Source organism: Anabaenopsis elenkinii CCIBt3563, from assembly GCF_015245355.1.
In the GTDB taxonomy this organism is placed as follows: domain Bacteria; phylum Cyanobacteriota; class Cyanobacteriia; order Cyanobacteriales; family Nostocaceae; genus Anabaenopsis; species Anabaenopsis elenkinii.
Genome location: NZ_CP063311.1, coordinates 3,288,198 through 3,306,800 on the forward strand (window position 1 = coordinate 3,288,198; position 18,603 = coordinate 3,306,800).

General features: G+C 41.2%; 16 protein-coding genes. 6 read left to right on the forward strand and 10 right to left on the reverse strand.

The genetic code is table 11. The features are described from left to right. Positions 1 to 170 precede the first annotated feature (170 nt). Positions 171 to 3,194, forward strand: coding sequence for a type ISP restriction/modification enzyme (locus tag IM676_RS14335; RefSeq protein ID WP_200987518.1), 3,024 nt, complete (start codon positions 171 to 173; stop codon positions 3,192 to 3,194). A 299-nt stretch (positions 3,195 to 3,493) separates the two neighbouring features. Here the strand turns inward: IM676_RS14335 and IM676_RS14340 are convergent, their stop codons facing one another. Beyond that, entirely contained in the window at positions 3,494 to 4,273 is a 780-nt protein-coding gene (locus IM676_RS14340; protein ID WP_200987519.1) for a photosystem II S4 domain protein, read from the reverse strand. Positions 4,274 to 4,349: 76 nt separating this feature from the next. After that, positions 4,350 to 4,853 carry a hypothetical protein gene (locus IM676_RS14345; protein ID WP_200987520.1) on the reverse strand — a complete coding sequence of 168 codons (504 nt, stop codon included), beginning with the start codon at positions 4,851 to 4,853 and terminating at the stop codon, positions 4,350 to 4,352. Positions 4,854 to 5,034: 181 nt separating this feature from the next. Between IM676_RS14345 and IM676_RS14350 the strand changes: the two genes are divergently transcribed. Both IM676_RS14350 and IM676_RS14355 read left to right on the forward strand, forming a co-directional pair. Then, positions 5,035 to 5,679: an IS607 family transposase gene (locus IM676_RS14350; RefSeq protein ID WP_404799798.1), complete on the forward strand. Its 645-nt coding sequence runs from the start codon at positions 5,035 to 5,037 to the stop codon at positions 5,677 to 5,679. Next, positions 5,657 to 6,862, forward strand: coding sequence for an RNA-guided endonuclease InsQ/TnpB family protein (locus tag IM676_RS14355; protein WP_200987522.1), 1,206 nt, complete (start codon positions 5,657 to 5,659; stop codon positions 6,860 to 6,862). Before IM676_RS14350 ends, IM676_RS14355 begins: the two co-directional genes overlap by 23 nt. Before the next feature lie 14 nt (positions 6,863 to 6,876). On the opposite strand, the gene IM676_RS14360 is transcribed toward IM676_RS14355, so the two are convergent. Both IM676_RS14360 and IM676_RS14365 read right to left on the reverse strand, forming a co-directional pair. Further along, positions 6,877 to 7,290: a hypothetical protein gene (locus IM676_RS14360; RefSeq protein WP_200987523.1), complete on the reverse strand. Its 414-nt coding sequence runs from the start codon at positions 7,288 to 7,290 to the stop codon at positions 6,877 to 6,879. Between the two features lie 253 nt (positions 7,291 to 7,543). Beyond that, positions 7,544 to 8,995, reverse strand: a complete 1,452-nt coding sequence (locus tag IM676_RS14365) for an MFS transporter (protein WP_200987524.1) — start codon at positions 8,993 to 8,995, stop codon at positions 7,544 to 7,546. 104 nt (positions 8,996 to 9,099) lie between these two features. On the opposite strand from IM676_RS14365, the gene IM676_RS14370 reads away from it, so the two are divergent. Continuing rightward, the gene (locus IM676_RS14370) at positions 9,100 to 9,627 is read left to right on the forward strand and encodes a phosphoribosyltransferase (protein ID WP_200987525.1); all 528 of its coding nucleotides are present in this window, start codon (positions 9,100 to 9,102) and stop codon (positions 9,625 to 9,627) included. Positions 9,628 to 9,629: 2 nt separating this feature from the next. Here the strand turns inward: IM676_RS14370 and chrA are convergent, their stop codons facing one another. Both chrA and IM676_RS14380 read right to left on the reverse strand, forming a co-directional pair. Beyond that, on the reverse strand, positions 9,630 to 10,865 hold the full coding sequence (gene chrA, locus IM676_RS14375; RefSeq protein WP_200987526.1) for a chromate efflux transporter: 1,236 nt from the start codon (positions 10,863 to 10,865) through the stop codon (positions 9,630 to 9,632). A 30-nt stretch (positions 10,866 to 10,895) separates the two neighbouring features. Next, on the reverse strand, positions 10,896 to 11,813 hold the full coding sequence (locus tag IM676_RS14380; RefSeq protein ID WP_200987527.1) for an AEC family transporter: 918 nt from the start codon (positions 11,811 to 11,813) through the stop codon (positions 10,896 to 10,898). Positions 11,814 to 11,912: 99 nt separating this feature from the next. Between IM676_RS14380 and IM676_RS14385 the strand changes: the two genes are divergently transcribed. After that, on the forward strand, positions 11,913 to 12,725 hold the full coding sequence (locus IM676_RS14385) for a M15 family metallopeptidase (protein ID WP_200987528.1): 813 nt from the start codon (positions 11,913 to 11,915) through the stop codon (positions 12,723 to 12,725). Here IM676_RS14385 and IM676_RS14390 read toward each other — a convergent pair. Beyond that, positions 12,708 to 13,862 (reverse strand): SGNH/GDSL hydrolase family protein, encoded by a 1,155-nt coding sequence (locus IM676_RS14390; protein ID WP_200987529.1) that lies wholly within the window; start codon positions 13,860 to 13,862, stop codon positions 12,708 to 12,710. The genes IM676_RS14385 and IM676_RS14390 overlap by 18 nt on opposite strands. Positions 13,863 to 14,069: 207 nt before the next feature. Then, entirely contained in the window at positions 14,070 to 15,866 is a 1,797-nt protein-coding gene (gene mrdA / locus IM676_RS14395) for a penicillin-binding protein 2 (protein WP_200987530.1), read from the reverse strand. Between the two features lie 265 nt (positions 15,867 to 16,131). On the opposite strand from mrdA, the gene IM676_RS14400 reads away from it, so the two are divergent. Beyond that, entirely contained in the window at positions 16,132 to 17,340 is a 1,209-nt protein-coding gene (locus tag IM676_RS14400) for an ABC transporter ATP-binding protein (RefSeq protein WP_200987531.1), read from the forward strand. Here IM676_RS14400 and IM676_RS14405 read toward each other — a convergent pair. Then, on the reverse strand, positions 17,249 to 17,761 hold the full coding sequence (locus IM676_RS14405) for a universal stress protein (protein ID WP_200987532.1): 513 nt from the start codon (positions 17,759 to 17,761) through the stop codon (positions 17,249 to 17,251). The two genes, IM676_RS14400 and IM676_RS14405, sit on opposite strands and share 92 nt — an antisense overlap. A 108-nt stretch (positions 17,762 to 17,869) precedes the next feature. Then, positions 17,870 to 18,472, reverse strand: coding sequence for a dephospho-CoA kinase (gene coaE / locus IM676_RS14410; RefSeq protein WP_200987533.1), 603 nt, complete (start codon positions 18,470 to 18,472; stop codon positions 17,870 to 17,872). Positions 18,473 to 18,603 lie beyond the last annotated feature (131 nt).

Genomic DNA, 18,603 nt, shown 5'->3' on the forward strand with positions numbered 1-18,603 from the left:
CGATACTTATGAGGCGGTTTTATCTCTACCCTAGGGTAGATGACAAACTTACAGCTATTCTAACTTAAAGTTATTTACACTTGTATAAATTTTAATAAACTGTCTGCTAAATTACTAACAGCGATCGCCTATATTTAAATTTCTGCCCTTGTATATCCCCTAGTTTCCCCATGTCCAGACTTTTGATTAGTCAGTACCAAACAGAAGTAGCCAAAATTATCCAGTTTGGCGGTTCCCGTAAAGAAACTTCTATTCGCGTGGCTTTTCAAAATCTCTTGAATGAATATTGTAAACCCAGAGACTTTCTACTAATTCCCGAATTGGATTTTAAATTACCTAATGGTAAACTAGTTTACCCCGATGGCACCGTTAAAGATGCCTTGCGTTTAGATTGGGGTTACTGGGAAAGTAAAGACCAATATGATAACTTAGATGAAGAAATAGACAAAAAGTTAAATAAAGGTTATCCTAGTAGTAATATTCTCTTTGAAGATTCCCAAACTGCGGTTTTAATTCAAAACGCCACAGAAACCCAGCGGGTATCCATGAAAGATGCTGAAGCTCTAGATACACTAATTACCAACTTTATTAATTATGTCAGACCGGAAGTTAGAGATTTTCGGTCAGCTATAGATAGTTTTAGGCAAGATTTACCCAACATCTTAGATTATCTCAGAGATTTGATTGATAGTCAAGGGGAAACTAACAGTAAATTTGAAGCAGCAAGGAATAAGTTTTGGTCAATCTGTCAGGAGTCCATTAACCCAGAAATCAGTTTAATTGATATTCGGGAAATGATGATTCAGCACATCCTCACAGAGGATATTTTTCTCAATATTTTTAACGAGTCTCAGTTTCACACAGAAAACAATGTCGCGCGGGAGTTACAAGGGGTAATTGCTACCTTCTTTACTGGAAGTGTAAAGCGTAATGCTTTAGGGAGTATTGAAAGGTATTATGCAGTCATTCGGCGCACTGCGGCTAATATTGCTAATCATCAGGAAAAACAGAGATTTCTCAAGTCTTTGTATGAGAACTTTTATAAAGCTTATAACCCCAAAGCAGCGGATAGGTTGGGAATTGTCTATACTCCTAACGAGATTGTCCGGTTTATGATTGAAAGCACCGACTTTTTAGTACATAAACATTTTGGAAAGTTGTTAGCTGATAGGGATGTAGAGATTTTAGACCCAGCGACGGGTACGGGAACCTTTGTGACTGAGTTGATTGATTATTTACCTGCTCATTGCTTAGAGTACAAGTATAAGCATGAGATCCACTGTAATGAGGTGGCGATTTTACCTTATTATATTGCCAATTTGAATATTGAGTACACCTATAAGCAGAAGATGGGGGTGTATGAGGAGTTTGAGAATATCTGTTTTGTGGATACTTTAGATAATACCCTGTTTGTGGGTAAGCAGATGGATCTGTTTGCGATGAGTGTGGAGAATACAGCGAGGATTAAAAGACAGAATGACCGAACTATTTCGGTGATTATTGGCAATCCTCCTTATAATGCTAAACAGGAGAATTTTAATGATGATAATGCTAATCGGGGTTATGATGCCATAGATAGGTTAATTAAGGGAACTTACGTTAAATATAGTCAAGCTCAAAATAATATTGTCCTGTATGATATGTATACCCGGTTTATTAGATGGGCTTCTGATAGGTTGGGTAATAATGGGATTATTGCTTTTATCACTAATTCCTCTTTTCTAGATGGACGTGCATTTGATGGGTTTAGAAAATGTATTCAGGATGATTTTTCTTTTGCATACTTTCTAGATTTAGGAGGTAATGTTAGAGCAATTTCAGGAAAAGATGGTATATTTATTTCAGAAAAGCATACTATTTTTGGTAAAAGTGCCATGACTGGTATAGTCATATGCTTTTTAGTCAGAGATAGTAATTCCCCAGGGTGTAGAATATTTTATTCTCATCCTTTTCATATCCATGAACTCAGAGACAACAAAATTACATATTTAGCCGAGAATAAATTTAATCAAATTCCTTTTGAACATATTACACCGGATAAAAAGTATAACTGGATAAATCAAACTGATAATGATTTTGATAGTCTTTTACCTGTGGTTGATAAGGGTGTGAAAGCAGGTAAAGCACAAGAAGCTGTATTTAAGTTGTTTTCTTCAGGTCTAAAAACACAACGAGATGAGTGGGTTTATGATTTATCTGAAAAGGCGTTATCCCAAAAAGTCAAGTTTTTAGTCAGTATTTATCAAGCGACACGTAAAGACCCTAAATATCCCGATAGAAATGAAATTAAATGGGATAGGGAATTAACTAAATATTTAGACAAAAAAATTAATAAAACTTTTGATGCTCAAGAAATTGTTAAAGGTTTATACCGTCCATATAATCAACGGTATTTTTATTTTGATAAACATTTTAATGGAATGACTTATCAATGGTTTACTATTCATAATAGTAATGACTTAGACAATAAATATATTGCCATACCCGGACTTTCATCACCTAAAGATTTTCATTGTCTAGCCGTAAAAACAATTATTGATTTAAATTGTTTACCCGCAGGTTCCCAATGTCTCCCCCTGTACCGCTATGACAAAGAAGGAAACCGCATAGATAACATCACCGACTGGGGACTAGAACAAATTCACACCCATTACCAAGACACAACAATTACTAAAATAGATATCTTCCACTACACCTATGGGGTGCTACATAACCCAGAGTACCGCCAAAAATACGAAATCAACCTACAACGGGACTTCCCCCGGTTACCTTTATATGACAACTTTCCCCAATGGGTGGACTGGGGAAAACAACTCATGGATTTACATATCAACTATGAAACCGTCACACCCTACAAACTCAGTCGGGTTGATATTCCTTTAAAAGGTAACCAAACCACACCCAAGCCAAAGTTAAAGGCTGATAAAACCCAGGGAAGTATTATCTTAGATGATGTGACCACATTACAAGGTGTACCTACTATAGCATGGCAATATATGCTGGGCAATCGTTGCGCCTTAGAATGGATTTTAGATCAATATAAAGAGAAGAAACCCAAAGACCCCACCATTGCGGAAAAGTTTAATACTTACCGCTTTGTAGACTACAAAGAACAGGTAATAGATTTATTAATGCGGGTCTGTAGAGTCAGTGTAGAAACCATGAATATAGTTAATCAGATGTCTGATAGCTAGGGAGAAAAAGGTTAAAAACCACCCTCTCAAAGCCATAGAAAATCAACCTTTGCGTACCTTTGCGCCAACCTTTGCGCCCTTTGCGTTCAACAACAGATAGTGGAGATAAACGAACAGGTGACAGATGCTACACACGGGAGCCTTAAGTCAGATAAATCTGACTAAAAAACACCTATGCGATAATCTTAACAAGATGTATCGCCATTCTCTATACCCCTCCCCTTGTAAGGGGAGGTGGTGGGGTCAAACCTAATCAGAGCATCTGCAAAGGGCGATCGCAGATATATTTATATATATCTTCATATATATCTGGTTAATTGAACTCGATAACGATCTTTTTTAGTTACAGCAATTTCTCCTACTTCTAAACGTCCCTTACCGCGAATAGCGATTAAGTCCCCTGATTTCACCTGAGAACTAGCTTGATTAACGTCTTTCCAGTTAACGCGGACATCACCACTCTCAATAAAAGTCACCATTTTACTGCGGGACATCCCAAAACCAGCGGAGGCGATCGCATCTAATCGCAGGGAAGCTTCCACGGTGGTTAGTTCCTTCTTCTTAGGTTCCCTAACTTTTAACTCCTGGAGATCAATCACTTGAGTTTTCACCGGAACCGAGCGCACCTGTTGCAGATTCATTTGTAAAAATTCTGCCAACTCCGGGATAACAATTACTTGGGCTCCCCGTTCTCCCAGAACAATAATATCCCCGGTTTTTTCCCGCACTATACCTGTTCCCAACATTGCGCCTAAAAAGTCCCGGTGGGTAGCGGTATCAAACAGAAAATTACCAGCAATTTCTAAAGCTACAAGGTCAACTTGAGATTGATCTAAAGGAATTTCCGAGCGAGCGATCGCCATTCTTTGGCGTTCCGCTTGGGGATAACCTCCCCATGGTACTAATTGTACATCTGTTAACCGACTAAATACGCGATTAATTTCTGCCAATTCTGGGGGTGACAAAAAATCAGTTAAAACCACTTCCCAAGTTTTAATAGCTTGTTCAGCCTGATCAATCACACGGGCGATAGTATCACGATTTTCCACACCCTTTAACAGTTCTTCTCTGGGTAACATGATGTCAATGGTAAAATTTATGGTAAGATTTATGGTAAAATTCCAAATCTTTTGGGAAATTTTTCATGTTTAATTCCTAAGTACCAGATGTATCAGCATACCCCTGGATATTTTCCGGGTCAAATTTCCGTAAAATCCTGGTTGCTTGGCGGCTAATAGCTTCAGACACCTGAGCCACAACTATGTATTTACCCATATCTAAACGATTACGGTAGGGTACAGCATCACCACTCAGGAGTAACCCAACACCACCCCCGACAAACACGCTACCCATAGCGCCACCAACAGCGCCTAAAAGTCCGCCGACGACGTGGTTACCAATTTCCCCAGCCCAGGCGAAAGTATCTAAACCTGTAATTAAACTAAAGGTAAAACCTGCAAAGAAACCGAATGGTATTAACCAGTATGACATCAGCCTAGCTTGCTTTTGCGCTTGGTCTTTCGGGTCAACCAAGCCAAACTCATCAGCACTTTTATAACCCCTACCCAGAATAGTGCTTTGTATACCTTCTGCTTCTAGAGCTAAGTAAGCGGCTTCGGCTTGAATGCGGTCTGGTAATACAGCAATAAGGTAATTCATGAAAGCAATAATAATGGTTTGATAAAAGTTTTTATGTTCTAATTATAGAGTATCAGTGCTGCCAAAATTAAGCTCCTAAGTTGAGAGATTCAGGACGTGTAACTAATTGTAAATTATTTGCTTAAACAGAGTAAATCTTACTAAATCCCGCTAGACTAAAAGTAGTTGATTTAATGAGGCTTTGATGCAACATGTCACTCCCAAGGAAGCAGCTAAAATCCTTGGTGTCCATGTCTCCAGTCTCAGGAGATGGGAAAACGAAGGCAAACTTAAAGCAATCCGTACACCAGGAGGTCAAAGGCGGTTCATCCTCGAAGAAGTCGAAAAAATCGGCGGAATACCCAGGACAATTAAAACTATTTGCTATGGACGAGTATCGACTCATTCCCAGCAAGATGATTTGCAACGACAACTTGAACACTTACGCACAAGATACCCAGAGGCTGAAATTATTTCAGAAGTTGGAAGCGGACTCAATTTTAAACGGAAAAAATTCCTCGCAATTCTGGAACGAATCATCGACGGCGATATCCAACGTATTGTCGTTGCCCATCCTGACCGACTTGTCCGATTCGGATTTGAATTGGTTAGGTGGTTATGCACAAAATTTGAGTGTGAACTCGTGGTTCTCAATGACCGCAAGCTCAGTCCAGAACAGGAACTCCTACAAGATATGCTGTCGATCATCCACTGTTTCTCTAGCAGGTTATACGGGCTTAAAAAATACAAGTCAAGCATTAAAGAAGACTTACAAAAAGAAGTCGCGTCACAAGGAATCGACAAAGCAGTCACCGAACAGTGTATTGAAAATCAGGCTATTTCCTAGTAAGGAATTACATCGAGTCTGGAAGCGTTGGCTTGCTGCTTATCGTTATTACTTCAACCAATGTATCAGTTATCTTCACAATAATTACGATACTCAAGTCAGAGTAATTATTGATCAGAAAACTAGCACAGAAAAACAAGTCAAGATATCTGCTGAAGAGTTAGATAAAATAGCTCAAAAAATGGATGTACCACCATGGGTGAAAACATTACCAGGGCATCAACGTCAAGAAGCTTGTTTTGACGCATTTGATGCCTTTAAACAGGCTCGCACTCAAGGTGGTAGTGCGAAATTTAAAAGCTGTAAATCCACAAGTCAAACTATCCAATTCAAAGTTGGTAATTTCAAAAATGGTACTTGGTATCCGCGCACAACAAAAGGTTTAGGTTTTACGACAATTGGTCAAACTATTCCTGAACAATGCGAATATGGCACAGAGCTTGTTTACCGTCGTGGTAAGTGGTTTGGTTGCTTTCCTGAATATAAAGAAACTGTACCTACTGGCAGTGATAGGGTAATAGCAGTAGACCCTGGTAATCGCACTTTCTTAACTGGTTTTGATGGGGAGAATGTCTTAGAAATTGCAAGGGGAGACATCGGACGCATACAAAGATTGTGTCAGCACCTTGACAATCTCATCAGCCGTTCTACCAAAACAACATGCCGTAAACGTAGAAAGATGCGTATTGCTGCTAATCGTGTCAGAGAAAGGATTCAGAATTTAATTAAAGATTTGCATAACAAAGCTGTTAACTTACTTGTTAATTCCTACAAAGTAATTTACTTACCAACCTTTGATTCTAGTCAAATGGTGATTAAAAGACGTAGCGGGAAGAAACGCAAAATCAACAGTAAGTCTGTACGGCAAATGCTGACTCTTTCCCATTACAAATTTGAGCAACATCTTAAACAAGCTGCACAAAGAAAAGGTGTAATAGTGGTTCTTTGCAATGAATCATATACATCAAAAACATGTGGTAACTGCGGTCATGTTCACCATAAGCTAGGTGGACACAAAATTTTTAAATGCCCACATTGCGGAATTCAGGTCTATCGTGATGTGAATGGCGCACGCAATATTTTATTGCGTGCTTTGCAAGCAACTGCCTTTACCGTGACCCATGATTCTATTGTGCTTTCTGAGGAGTCAGAATTGACGGATGCCATAGTTAATCTAGTTTAATCGCTTTGATTAGCTTAAAAGTTGCACATATTACCATTATTCCATTGTGGCGGGGTTGGTTTATCCATAGGGGCGCAAAAATCTGTGACACCTTGCTTAAGAACATATATCAGAACTGGTGTAGCCAAACTCTCAGGGAAACTGGGCATTTTTTTGAGACGTTCCATGATCCTGACCACAGAGCTACTTAACAAATCTTCGCGGTATTCCTGTTGACAAATTAGCGATCGCCATTTTCTGGCCATAGCATCCAACCACTCAGAGTTAGTGATTCCTGGTTCTTGTCCCGCTCGAATAGCCAAGCTCATCGCTGCATCTTCTAAGTCTCCATCACAATCCTCAATCAAATCTAGAGCTTCCATCGCACTGGAATCATCAGCTAACTGAGAACGAAATAGGGCAATTTCTTGGGATGTAACTTTGGTCATAGAATATTGAAATTAAAATCAAAATTTAGCAATATCCAGCTATAATAGTTGATTTTTTGTTCTTTACCAAGGTAAGGAACAAAAATCCTTAGAGGATGTTTGATAAGTCATGATTAATGTATCAACTATTGTTTGACCCCACCCTCACCCTCAATCCTTCGGTGTTCCCTGTTCCCTGTTCCCTGTTCCCTAAGATAAAAATTACCTGTTAAAAACTTATAAAACAACCTCTGACCAAGCAACCCTAATCAATTTAACTGTTGCTCTTTTCCTGACGTGCTTGCAAATTCATCATAATCTGTGCGTAAATCTCCCGATTGATTGGGTAAAAGTAGATAAGAAACAAGCCAGAAATCAAGAAAATTGTTGGTAGTGGACCGACAGCGAAGCGGATGGCTAATAATGCTGAGTCTGGTTGTATAGGTAGGGTGGTTTCTCCGGGTATAGCTGCTTGAAAACCAGCTGCTTCTAGGGCGTTACCCACTAAAAATATTCCCAGAGCTAAACCTAATTTTTGCAGTAACACCATAAAGCCATAAAAAATACCTTCTCGCCGTTGTCCTGTTTGGAGTTCATCTAACTCAATCACATCTGGAATTAGTGACCAGGGAATCAGATAAGCTGTGGAGACCCCACAACCAGCCATGACGGCCATAAAATACATTAAACCTATTTGTCCGGGTTGTAAGAAGAATAAACCCCCCGCGGCTAATATCCATAAACTCATACCCAGAAAATAAACTACTTTTTTGCCGATTTTTTGACTCAAACCACCCCACACAAATAACATGAGTAAGGCTGTTCCTTGGACTGCGATCATGGTGGTGGGAATATCTGAGTCTCTAAGACCCATATAGTTGACGACAAAATAAGGTATGGTGGTGGCTGTGATTTGCACTGCTAACCAAGAACAAAGATAGATCCCAATCACAAACAGATAGGGTCGATTGCTAAAGACGATTTTTAGTTGTGTTAAGAAGGGTATAGATGGGGTTGTTTGGCTTTGGCGGTGTTGATTTTCAAAAGCTAAGACGCGATGACGGACTCCAAAAGCACATATATATAACCCGGAAATGGAAATTACCGCACACACCGCGGCTAAAATCAAGTATTGTTGTTCGCGATCGCTAATAGTAGAAAAAATAATTTGTGCTAGGAGCAAAGACAAAATACTACCACCAATAGAGAACCCGAAGCGAAAGCTATTCAAGGTAGTACGTTCATCATAATCTTGAGTCAGTTCTGGAGTCATTGCCGCATAGGGCAAACCAACAACGGTAAAAAATACCTGGGATATTAACCCGATAATAACATAATACCAAAATAAAGGCCAAATATTACCACTGGGGTCTGTAGTAAAACGTGGTACAATCCACTGTAATAAAAAAATAATCCCAAAGGGAATAGCCCCATAGACCAGCCAAGGGAGACGACGACCCCAGCGACGGGATTTAGTTCTGTCAGATAACACGCCGATAATGGGATCGTTGATGGCATCCCAAATTTTACCAACCATTAAAATACTACCAGCTAACCCGGGGGGAATGCCGGCAACATTGGTAAAAAAAACCAGGAGAAAAAATATAGAAATATTACCAGTAACTGCTGTCCCTAAGTCTCCAGCGCCATAAGCTAGCTTAGTTTTCAGATCCAGTTTTTGATTTTCGGGATTAATTGGGGCGGATTCATCAACGGAATCATTCATGCTCATACTAAAATATAAGATTTATACTTGATTTATACTTGATTTATACTTGATTTATACTTGATTTATACTTGCTTCAGTATCACCTGAATATCACTGCATTTATGCCAGACCTTTACATTTCTTGGTCAGATTATCACCAAAAAATTGAACACCTAGCAGCCCAAATTTATCAATCAGGTTGGGAGTTTAACCAAATTGTTTGCCTTGCTAGGGGGGGACTACGAGTGGGGGATATCATTTCCCGGATATATCAGCAACCTTTGGCAATTTTAGCTACATCATCTTACAATGGTTCTGGGAAGCAGGAAAGGGGTAATTTAACTTTAGCTCGCCATATAACGATGACCACAGAGAAATTAGGTTCCCATATTCTCCTAGTTGATGACTTGGTAGATTCGGGAATTACCCTTGATCAAACTATACCTTGGCTCAAAGAAACTAGTAATTTTCATGTTGTAGAAATTCGCACAGCTGTAATTTGGTATAAAGCCTGTTCTAGTTTCCAACCTGATTATTATGTTGATTATCTGGCCGATAACCCCTGGATTCATCAACCCTTTGAACATTATGAGCATATCAGACCCGCGGCAATAAACAGTAAAATTACTCAAATTGCCGCTAATTGTTAGTATTAAATTATAGACCCAGCCATCAAGCCCAGGACTGCACCACTAGGGACTAATTGCCATGTGGGACAGCGGAAGCGGACTAGGGCAATTAAAGCTAAAATGGCGACTATCAAGGCGAAGACGGCGCGAACCCAGGTATCTTGAATTATAGCTGTTTTTGCCAGGGGAATGGCTGCAGCGGCGATCGCTCCTAGAACTGCGGGAGTTACCCCGCGCAAAAAGCTCCGAATCCAGGGGTTTTGACGAATGCGTACTAACAGGGGTGCAGCCCCCATAATGAATAGAAAGGAAGGGGTAAAAATTGCCACACAAGATATGAAAGCCCCCAAAGCCCCAGCGACCTTATAACCAATGAATGCGGCGGTAATGACCACAGGACCGGGAGTAAATTCGCCAATAGCAACACCGTCGATAAATTCCCTGGGGGTTAACCAATGAAATTGATTAACCACTTCTAACTCCAGGAGGGGGATGATGACTAACCCACCGCCAAAGATGAAACTACCCACCTTCAAGAAGAACAGTGTTAGGGTTAAATAATACTCTTGAATCCGTTCTAGTCCCCAAAAGCTGGATAATGTTAGGGTATTGGTAGTTACCATGGCCATGGTGTGGGGTAACATCTGCATTAGGGGTACAAGGGAAACTAGCCAAGTAGTGGAAGCGGGGGGGTAAACAATTAACCCTACCATCCCCGCTAATAAGAATTGCCACAAGACATTGATGGGAAGTAGTAAAGTAACCACAAAAACCGTGATGGCGATCGCTATACCTTTACTATCAGTAATAGCTCGTTTGGCTAACTTCCAGCAAAAGCCGAAAATAATCGCAATTACCACCGGGGTAATTCCCAGAAACAAATTTTCAATCTGTGGTACACCCTGAAACCGAAAATAAGCCCAAGAAAGAGTTAGGACAATGACAAAAGCCGGGAAAATAAAACAAATCCCCGCCACCAAAGCCCCCAAAATTCCCCCCCGCAGGTATCCGGTATAAATTCCCATCTGAGTAGAAGCCGGTCCGGGTAACATTTCACAAACCGCGACCCCGGCTAAAAATTCCTCCTCGGTAAACCAACCCCGGCGCACCACAGCCTCATCATGGATCATGGCAATATGAGCTTGGGGACCACCAAAGCCAGTCAAACCCAGCTTCAGAAAAAATTGAGCTAATTCCAGCAACCCAGCCGATAACTTAGGCTGTGTGTCTATAGATTTATGATTACTTTCTTGATTCATGTCTGGTTAATTGGTAGGAACAGATATCAATCAAAACAGCCACAGCCAAATAGGGATAGTAACTAGTAAGAGTATAGACCCCACTGCTAAACAAGTCACCGCCAGATCACGGTCAAGATTAAAAGTTTCCGCAATTATTAATGTGGCAAATGCTGGAGGCATAGCCATTTGTAGTAAAATTACCTGTGCAGCTTTACCAGTCACCCCCCACAGTGATAATGTGCTACCAATCACCAAGGGAACAATTAACATTTTAATAGTTAAGCTGATAGCCGCCTCTGGTAGTCTGTGCCAAGAATTCAGCCCAGACAACCTCATCCCAATTAACATTAAAGTTAAACTAACTACAGTCCAACCTAAGATTTCCAGGCTATATTCAAAAACGACAGGGAGGGTAACTTGGCGAAATAGCAAGCCAAAAGCGAAACTCCACAGAGCAGGATTAATCACAATTGACTCGGTAATTTGCCCGTAATTCCTGGTGTGACCGCCAAAATGAGATGCTAATACTATACCAAAGCCATAAGCCCCAAAAAGTGATCCCAACATATCGTAGAATAAAGCCCAGGCAAAGTATTCCTGACCTAATAATGCGAGAGTGATGGGGAAACCCAGGTAACCTGTATTACCAACCATCGCAGCCAGGAGTAAACTACCTTGTGTTGATTTTTGGTGGATGTTTTTGCTGATATAGGCTTGACATTTCATAGCCCACCAAGCCAAAAAAGCCCCTAAAAAAATGGCTAAGTGGGCGATGATCGGAGCAATCCAAATCTGTCCGGATAGGTCAGCTTTGCGGAGAAAAGCAACAATACTTATCGGTACTCCTACCCAAAATAGCCCTTGACCGACACGAGTAGGAACTGTATGAGGTAGTTTGCGTCCCAGGATAAAACCTACTAGGACCAATCCCACCAGTTTAAAGTATAGTTCTAGGAGGTTAGCCAAAATTGCGCCCTGGGATCATAGATATGAATGGTACTGAAGATGTTTATCTCTCCAGTCTACAATTTTTGATAAATATTGCACAAAAACAGGAGATGTCTCTTGAATAAAGCCCGGTTTTCTAAACAAGCCCATCAGTTATCAGGCGACCCTAGTGAAGATATTCCCGTGGCTTTACGGGATGTCCCTGAGAGTACAGCCCAACCGCCTGTGCAAAATCTAGTTTTGGTGATGGGGGGACTCGCAGGGTTTATTCTAGTGGGTTTAATTGCTGGTTTGTGGTTCTTTGTCATCTCACCCAGGGCTGATGTTGATTCCTCATCACCTCAGAATTTAGATGCACAAAATGGGGATTCTGTCAATAGTCAAAATAGTCAAAATAATAATAATGTCGATGCCCTCTTAGGACATTTGACATACCCAGAAGCGCCGCAGTCAGAACTGTTACCAATTACTGCCGATGGGCGCATTAGACTGCGGACAGCAGCGGCTCAAAGGTATCTGGCGATGGCCCAAGCGGCGCGACGTGAGGGTGTAATTTTAGTGCCAATTTCTGGATTTCGCTCAGTGGAAGAGCAGGAACAGTTATTTTTTGCTATTGGTGCGAGGCGTAATCAAACCCCAGCCCAAAGAGCGGCTTTAAGTGCGCCGCCTGGATATAGTGAACATCACACCGGTTATGCAGTGGATATAGGTGATGGTGCAGTACCAGCAACTAATCTCCAAACTAACTTTGAAAATACTAGGGCTTTTCGCTGGTTAGAAGCCAATGCAGCCCGTTTTGGCTTTGAACTGTCCTTTGGAGAAAATAACCCCCAAGGAGTGAGTTATGAACCTTGGCATTGGCGTTTTGTGGGCGATCGCCATAGTTTAGAATTATTCTATAAAGCCAGAAACTTAAACTCCACACCATGACGGGTGAGCATTTTCTAATGTTGCCCCATAGCCAAATAAATCAGGGAATATGCGCTCATTGACTTGATTTATGAAGTTTTCGGCAATTACTTGATGACCTTTAGTGGTGGGATGAATGTTATCCCAAAAGAAATATTCATCAGGAAACACTGGATTAATTACGTCACTTAGGGGAGTGGTGAAATCAGTCAACCCGTAATCATTTTGACCATTACTCAGTTCTTGCAGCGCCTCAAACTTATCTAATAAAAACAAATTAACATTGAAATAGGGTGCTAAGTTATCTAATGTTTGGCTTAAAGTGGCGTTAAAGCTCTGAGTAATGGCTGTAGCCCCTATAGCGTTAGGAGTATTACTCAAAAGTGGAGTACTTCCCAAATCTGGTAAATTAGCGACTAAAATTTCTTGAGCACCTAACTGTGCTAAAGTTGTGATGGCGCTACTAATATTATTGATTGCATCACTAACAGCCTGCTGAGGATCAGCGGGGATTGAGAGAAAATCATTAACACCCACCCAAATCACATACAATGCATCCCCACCAATAGGCGCGACAGCATTTAAAGCTTTAAATTGCTCAACTTGAGTGAGCAATCCTGGTATAGGTATGGGTAATGAAACATCGCTGCTGATTTTACCTGTAGTCGCACCACCAAAAGCAAAGTTTTTGATGTTTTCCCCGGTCAATCCTAACTCAGAAGCAAAATAATCAACCCAAATTAAACCGTTAGAAAAACGCCCAGGTGCATTTGGTGGTGGCGGAAAAGTATTGCCTGTGGCACTATATAAGTTGCCAGTATCAGAGAGACTATCACCAAAAATGACTAGATTTCTCAAAGGGTTAATTGTATCTACATCTGAGACAGTATCACTAGGAAGGGTAAATATGAAGTCGGAGTTATAGTCAATTGTGGGAATTTTTATAGTTGCAGTATCAAATTGATTCATTTGGTCACCTATGGTTGGGGTGACTAAGGTAGCTTTCTCCTGAGCCAAGACGGAAATAGATAAATCTGACACGAAATTGGGATCATTATCCTGAAAAGTCAAGTGCTCATGGAGTGGAAAGTAAAGCCGATCAAAGTCATATCTTCTAGTGGTTGCTACGTCACTCTCATCAGTAACAAAACTTGTCATAGCCATCAATTATCCCGCCCTAAAAGACTGCTATATTTCATCATTCCTTAGTCTTCTACTCTTAGTCTTGAGTCTTAGGACTGAAAATACTCACTGTGTTTGTGCTTGCCATTTTCCTGATCAACCATTTATAGTCAAGAATCAAGTCTTGACTACACCCAAACATTTGTAGTATCCCAGACATGAGAGATTAGCAACGCCCAAGTTTTAATACTTACCAGGATACCTGCGTTTAAAGTAGTCTTGTAAAATTTCTAAAACCATCGGACCTGCAAGACTACCACCGCCGCCGCCAGAATGTTCAGTAAAAGCAACGATGACGATTTCTGGTTGATCTGCTGGGGCGTAAGCGCCAAACCAAGTGTGATTTTTTTTCACCCGATTTTGCCATGCTTCAGCTGTACCCGTTTTACCAGCGACTGGGGGAAGTGTGGGCTTATTCAAAACTTGACCAGTACCGTGAGTAACCACCTTCCTTAATGATTCACGCAGTAGTTTCATTGTTGTCGGCTTCATCTCTATAGGTTGTCGCCAGTTTGCAGCTGGTTGATTATCTTTGATCAAATGGGGCTGGACTCGGTAGCCACCATTAGCAGGAACTGCAAACATGACCGCAACTTGCAAAGGACTACTTAATAAAGCACCTTGGCCAATTGACATATTAATAGTATCCCCTACAGTCCAAGGCATATTTCGATTCCTACGTTTCCATTGGTCATCTGGGACTAAACCCCTGGTTTCTTCGGTAGCAAAATCAAAACCGGTTCTTTCACCAAACCCAAATTTACGAGTCCATTCAATTAAAGTCGGGCCACCCACTGCTTGAGCAACTTGGTAAAAGAAAGTATCACTACTCCATTGCATTGCACCCACAAAACCTAAAGGACCGAATCCAGCGTGGTTCCATTCACCAAATCTAATCCCACCAATAGTTAAAGAACCGTAGGTTTGGAGTATCGTCTTGGGAGAAAATTTACCTGATTCCAATCCAGCGGCTGTAGTGACAATTTTAAAGGTACTGGCGGGAGGAAAAGCACTCAGCGCCCGATTCACTAAAGGATGGTTTGTACCTTGGACAGATTCCCAATCTTTTTGCGAAAGTCTTTGTTTAGAGAAAATATTGGGATCAAAGGTGGGGCGAGACACCATGGCTAAGACTTCACCATTACGAGGATCAAGTGCTACAATCGCACCGTTATAATTCCCTAAAGCTTTGTTTGCCGCTATTTGCAGATTTAAATCTATAGTTAAGTTTAAATCATTACCAGAGGTTGCCTCTTTTTCTCCTAAGACTCGCACCGGCCGACCGACCCTGTCTACTTCTACTTGCTGACCGCCCCATTCACCCCGGAGAATCTTTTCGTAAGCCTTTTCCGTCCCCATTTGACCAATGACATCTCCTAATCGATAGCCTAACTTCCGCTTCTGTTGTAGCTGTTCGCCAGTTAATTCCCGTGTATAGCCCAGGACATGAGCTAGTTCCCGACCATGTGGGTAGTAGCGAACCGCTTCCGTATGTATCTCTACACCTGTGAGTTCTTTTTGATACTCTTTGAGGGCAGTTATTTGGGCTTCAGTCAGATCACGCGCAATGGGAATTAGTGAAGAAGAGTTAGGTCCAGACTCTTCTAACTTTTTTGCTATTTCTTCTTGGGGTATATTCAGAATTTTCTCTAAAAGTGAACCGACAACGGGCCAACCAGGTTTTTTGTGGGCCATTGGCCATAAGTATACAGAACGCGGATAACGAGTACTAGCTAAAACTTGTCCGTAACGGTCAAAAATATTACCTCTGACTGGTTGCTTGGGAATAATCCGCACCCGGTTAGCTTCCGCTCTGGTCCGGTGTTGTGACCCTTCCAAAATTTGCAAGTGTGCTAATCGCATAACTATTGTACCTGTCATTAACAGGGTGAATGCAATTAAAAATATGGGCTGAAAATTTCCTCCAACTGTACGTATATTGTTTTGTAGGGGGGGTCGCGATCGTTGTAATAAAGTCATAACATCCAGTTTTTATAGTATAGATTAACACTGTCCAATCTAAACACAAGCAGATTCCACCTTGCAAGACTATACCTAAGGTAAATTTTAGGCTTGGTCAATGACTCGGTGCTATCACATCCCCACACCCTACCACTCTATATTTACTCCAATGCTGGACAAACCGGCGGATTTAGTCGTTGGTTTCCACAAACCAGAAATTAACCCCATTCAGTATCATGAGTAGACCGCGGTAACATTATATGAGTGCATTCTACCAAAGATTATGTTTCAAACTCTCACTCAAAATCACGATCTCATCACCAAATTTCAGCCGTTAGATGTTGAACTACGTTATGTGTTCAAGTTTTTTAACCAGGAACCAGTAGTCGATGGAGTCGATTTGGATATTAAACAGGGGGAATTCTTAACTATTATAGGTGCTGCTGGTTGTGGTAAGACAACCATACTTCGCTTAATAGCTGGGTTGGAGATGGCTGATGCTGGTAAGGTATTCATTCAGGGACGCCAGGTGACCAATGTCCCTGCTTATCGCCGACCCGTAAATACTGTTTTTCAAAGCTATGCTTTGTTTAACCATATGAATGTATGGGACAATGTCGCTTTTGGCTTGCGTCTTCACAAAAAACTCCCCAAATCAGAAATCGCAACCAGGGTTCAAGAGGCTTTAATGCTAGTTAAAATGGCAGATTTGCGATCGCACTTTCCCAGTCAACTCTGTGCTGCTCAACAGCAACGGGTAGCTTTAGCTAGAGCTATAGTCAATCGCCCCACTGTTTTACTGCTAGATGAACCTTTGGGAGCTTTAGACGTGAAACTACGTCAGGAGATGCAGCTGGAACTGTCCAATTTACATCAATATTTAGGACTAACCATGATCATGGTGACACAAGATCAGCAACAGGCTATGTCCTTGAGCGATCGCATCGCTGTGATGAATCAAGGTAAAATTGAGCAAGTTGGTACTCCACAGGAGATTTACGAATATCCCCAAACCCCCTTTGTTGCTGATTTTATTGGTGATCGTAATTTATTTACTGGTGTAATCACTGGTGTTGATTCTTCATCAATAGAAATTGAGACTACAACCGGACTGAAAATTACGGTTGACCGCACAGAAAAAACACCCACTCAATTATCACAAAGTGTAGTGGTCAGGGTGCGCCCCGAAAAAATCCAACTTTCCCTTTATCGGCCGAGTGTATTAACTAACTGTTTTGCAGGACGGCTGAATCAGGTGATGTATTTGGGAAACCACGTTAGTTATGTTGTGGATTTGCAAAATGGTGTCACCATCAATGTTCTCCAGCCCAATACTTTTGGTAGTTTACCAGAGCGTGATACACCTATCTATGCTTGGTGGATGAAAAGCGACTGTATAGCTATACAGTCCCTGGTATTTCGGTATGACCAGGAATACGTCCCTGTACAATCAACATTGAGCAAGGAGCATGATGGAGTGCATAATTACTAACACTACCTAGCAAGAACTCACTAATGCCAGTACGACCGCGACGACCAACTATAATTAAGTCGGCTGGCCAATTACGAGCAACTTCACAAATTATCCTACCAGCATCACCGAGATTCTGGGTAAAGCCTGCCTTGACACCGGCATTAATTGCTGTATCACTGAGCGATCGCAACCAATCTAGTCTCTGTTTTTTTAGTTCTTCCCACTCCCGCATATAACTATCAATAGGTGCAGCTTGTACAGATGGGTAGATACTATCTGGTTGTGTAAATACCGGACTGAGATAGGGGTCTTCTAATGGCGATAGTACGTGTAACAACATCAGTTCGGCTTCAGACGCTTTTGCTAAAAATACACCTTGTTCAAAGACATATTGACTGGTTTCTGATTGATCCACAGCTACCAATATTTTCTGATACATACTTTACATTCCTTGCTATAACTCACTCATTCTCATTGTAGTTGTTTACATATAGCGATCGCTCACAGTACAAAAGTTTAAATTTATTGTCAACTTGGCAATCCTATATTATGGTTTATTTGTGGTACTCATCGCCAAAGCCATATCCACCTGTTGACACAGGGATTCTTGGGTAGAAGAGTTATCTAGCACCACAGTTGCACGAGCTGCTTTTTCTTCTAGAGATAACTGGCTATTGATGCGAGCTTGGGCTTGTTCGGGAGTTAAATTATTTCGCTGTATTAGTCTTTGCAGTTGCTGTAATTGCGAACACCGTACCACCCAAATTTCTGTCACTAAATGAGTCATCTGAGCTTCAAAGAGTAAAGGGATAACTAACACCAATGTTGGTGATGGTGATTTGACCATAGCTTCCTGAAAGCGATGGACTACATAAGGATGTATCAAACTCTCTACCCACTGGCGTTCATCTTCCTGTGTAAAGATAATTGCACCCAGTTGTTCTCGATTCAGGCTACCATCTGGGAGTAAAATGTGTTTGCCATAACGTTGTGCGATCGCCAGGAGAATGGGCGAACCTATAGCCACAGCATCCCTGGCATAAATATCTGCATCCAGAATTGGTATATTTTTAGCTGTTGCCAAATAATTAGCGACAGTGGTTTTACCTGTAGCAATACCCCCTGTCAAGCCAATGAGGCGTTTATCCATAAATCATATGTGGTTGACATTGCCAAGGGCAAAAACTTGTGGGATTGTTACTTCATCCCGCCAGCTGACCTAATGGGTCTTCACTCATTGATGTTACAATAATGTTTCAATCAAGTCAATGAGAATTAACC

Excerpts from the sequence above, each read along its gene's own strand:
- chrA (WP_200987526.1), bottom strand. The coding sequence starts at position 10,865 with ATGAATCAAGAAAGTAATCATAAATCTATAGACACACAGCCTAAGTTA.
- IM676_RS14335 (WP_200987518.1), top strand. The coding sequence starts at position 171 with ATGTCCAGACTTTTGATTAGTCAGTACCAAACAGAAGTAGCCAAAATT.
- IM676_RS14360 (WP_200987523.1), bottom strand. The coding sequence starts at position 7,290 with ATGACCAAAGTTACATCCCAAGAAATTGCCCTATTTCGTTCTCAGTTA.
- IM676_RS14405 (WP_200987532.1), bottom strand. The coding sequence starts at position 17,761 with ATGTATCAGAAAATATTGGTAGCTGTGGATCAATCAGAAACCAGTCAA.
- IM676_RS14370 (WP_200987525.1), top strand. The coding sequence starts at position 9,100 with ATGCCAGACCTTTACATTTCTTGGTCAGATTATCACCAAAAAATTGAA.
- IM676_RS14400 (WP_200987531.1), top strand. The coding sequence starts at position 16,132 with ATGTTTCAAACTCTCACTCAAAATCACGATCTCATCACCAAATTTCAG.
- IM676_RS14340 (WP_200987519.1), bottom strand. The coding sequence starts at position 4,273 with ATGTTACCCAGAGAAGAACTGTTAAAGGGTGTGGAAAATCGTGATACT.
- coaE (WP_200987533.1), bottom strand. The coding sequence starts at position 18,472 with ATGGATAAACGCCTCATTGGCTTGACAGGGGGTATTGCTACAGGTAAA.
- IM676_RS14345 (WP_200987520.1), bottom strand. The coding sequence starts at position 4,853 with ATGAATTACCTTATTGCTGTATTACCAGACCGCATTCAAGCCGAAGCC.
- IM676_RS14390 (WP_200987529.1), bottom strand. The coding sequence starts at position 13,862 with ATGACAAGTTTTGTTACTGATGAGAGTGACGTAGCAACCACTAGAAGA.
- IM676_RS14365 (WP_200987524.1), bottom strand. The coding sequence starts at position 8,995 with ATGAATGATTCCGTTGATGAATCCGCCCCAATTAATCCCGAAAATCAA.
- mrdA (WP_200987530.1), bottom strand. The coding sequence starts at position 15,866 with ATGACTTTATTACAACGATCGCGACCCCCCCTACAAAACAATATACGT.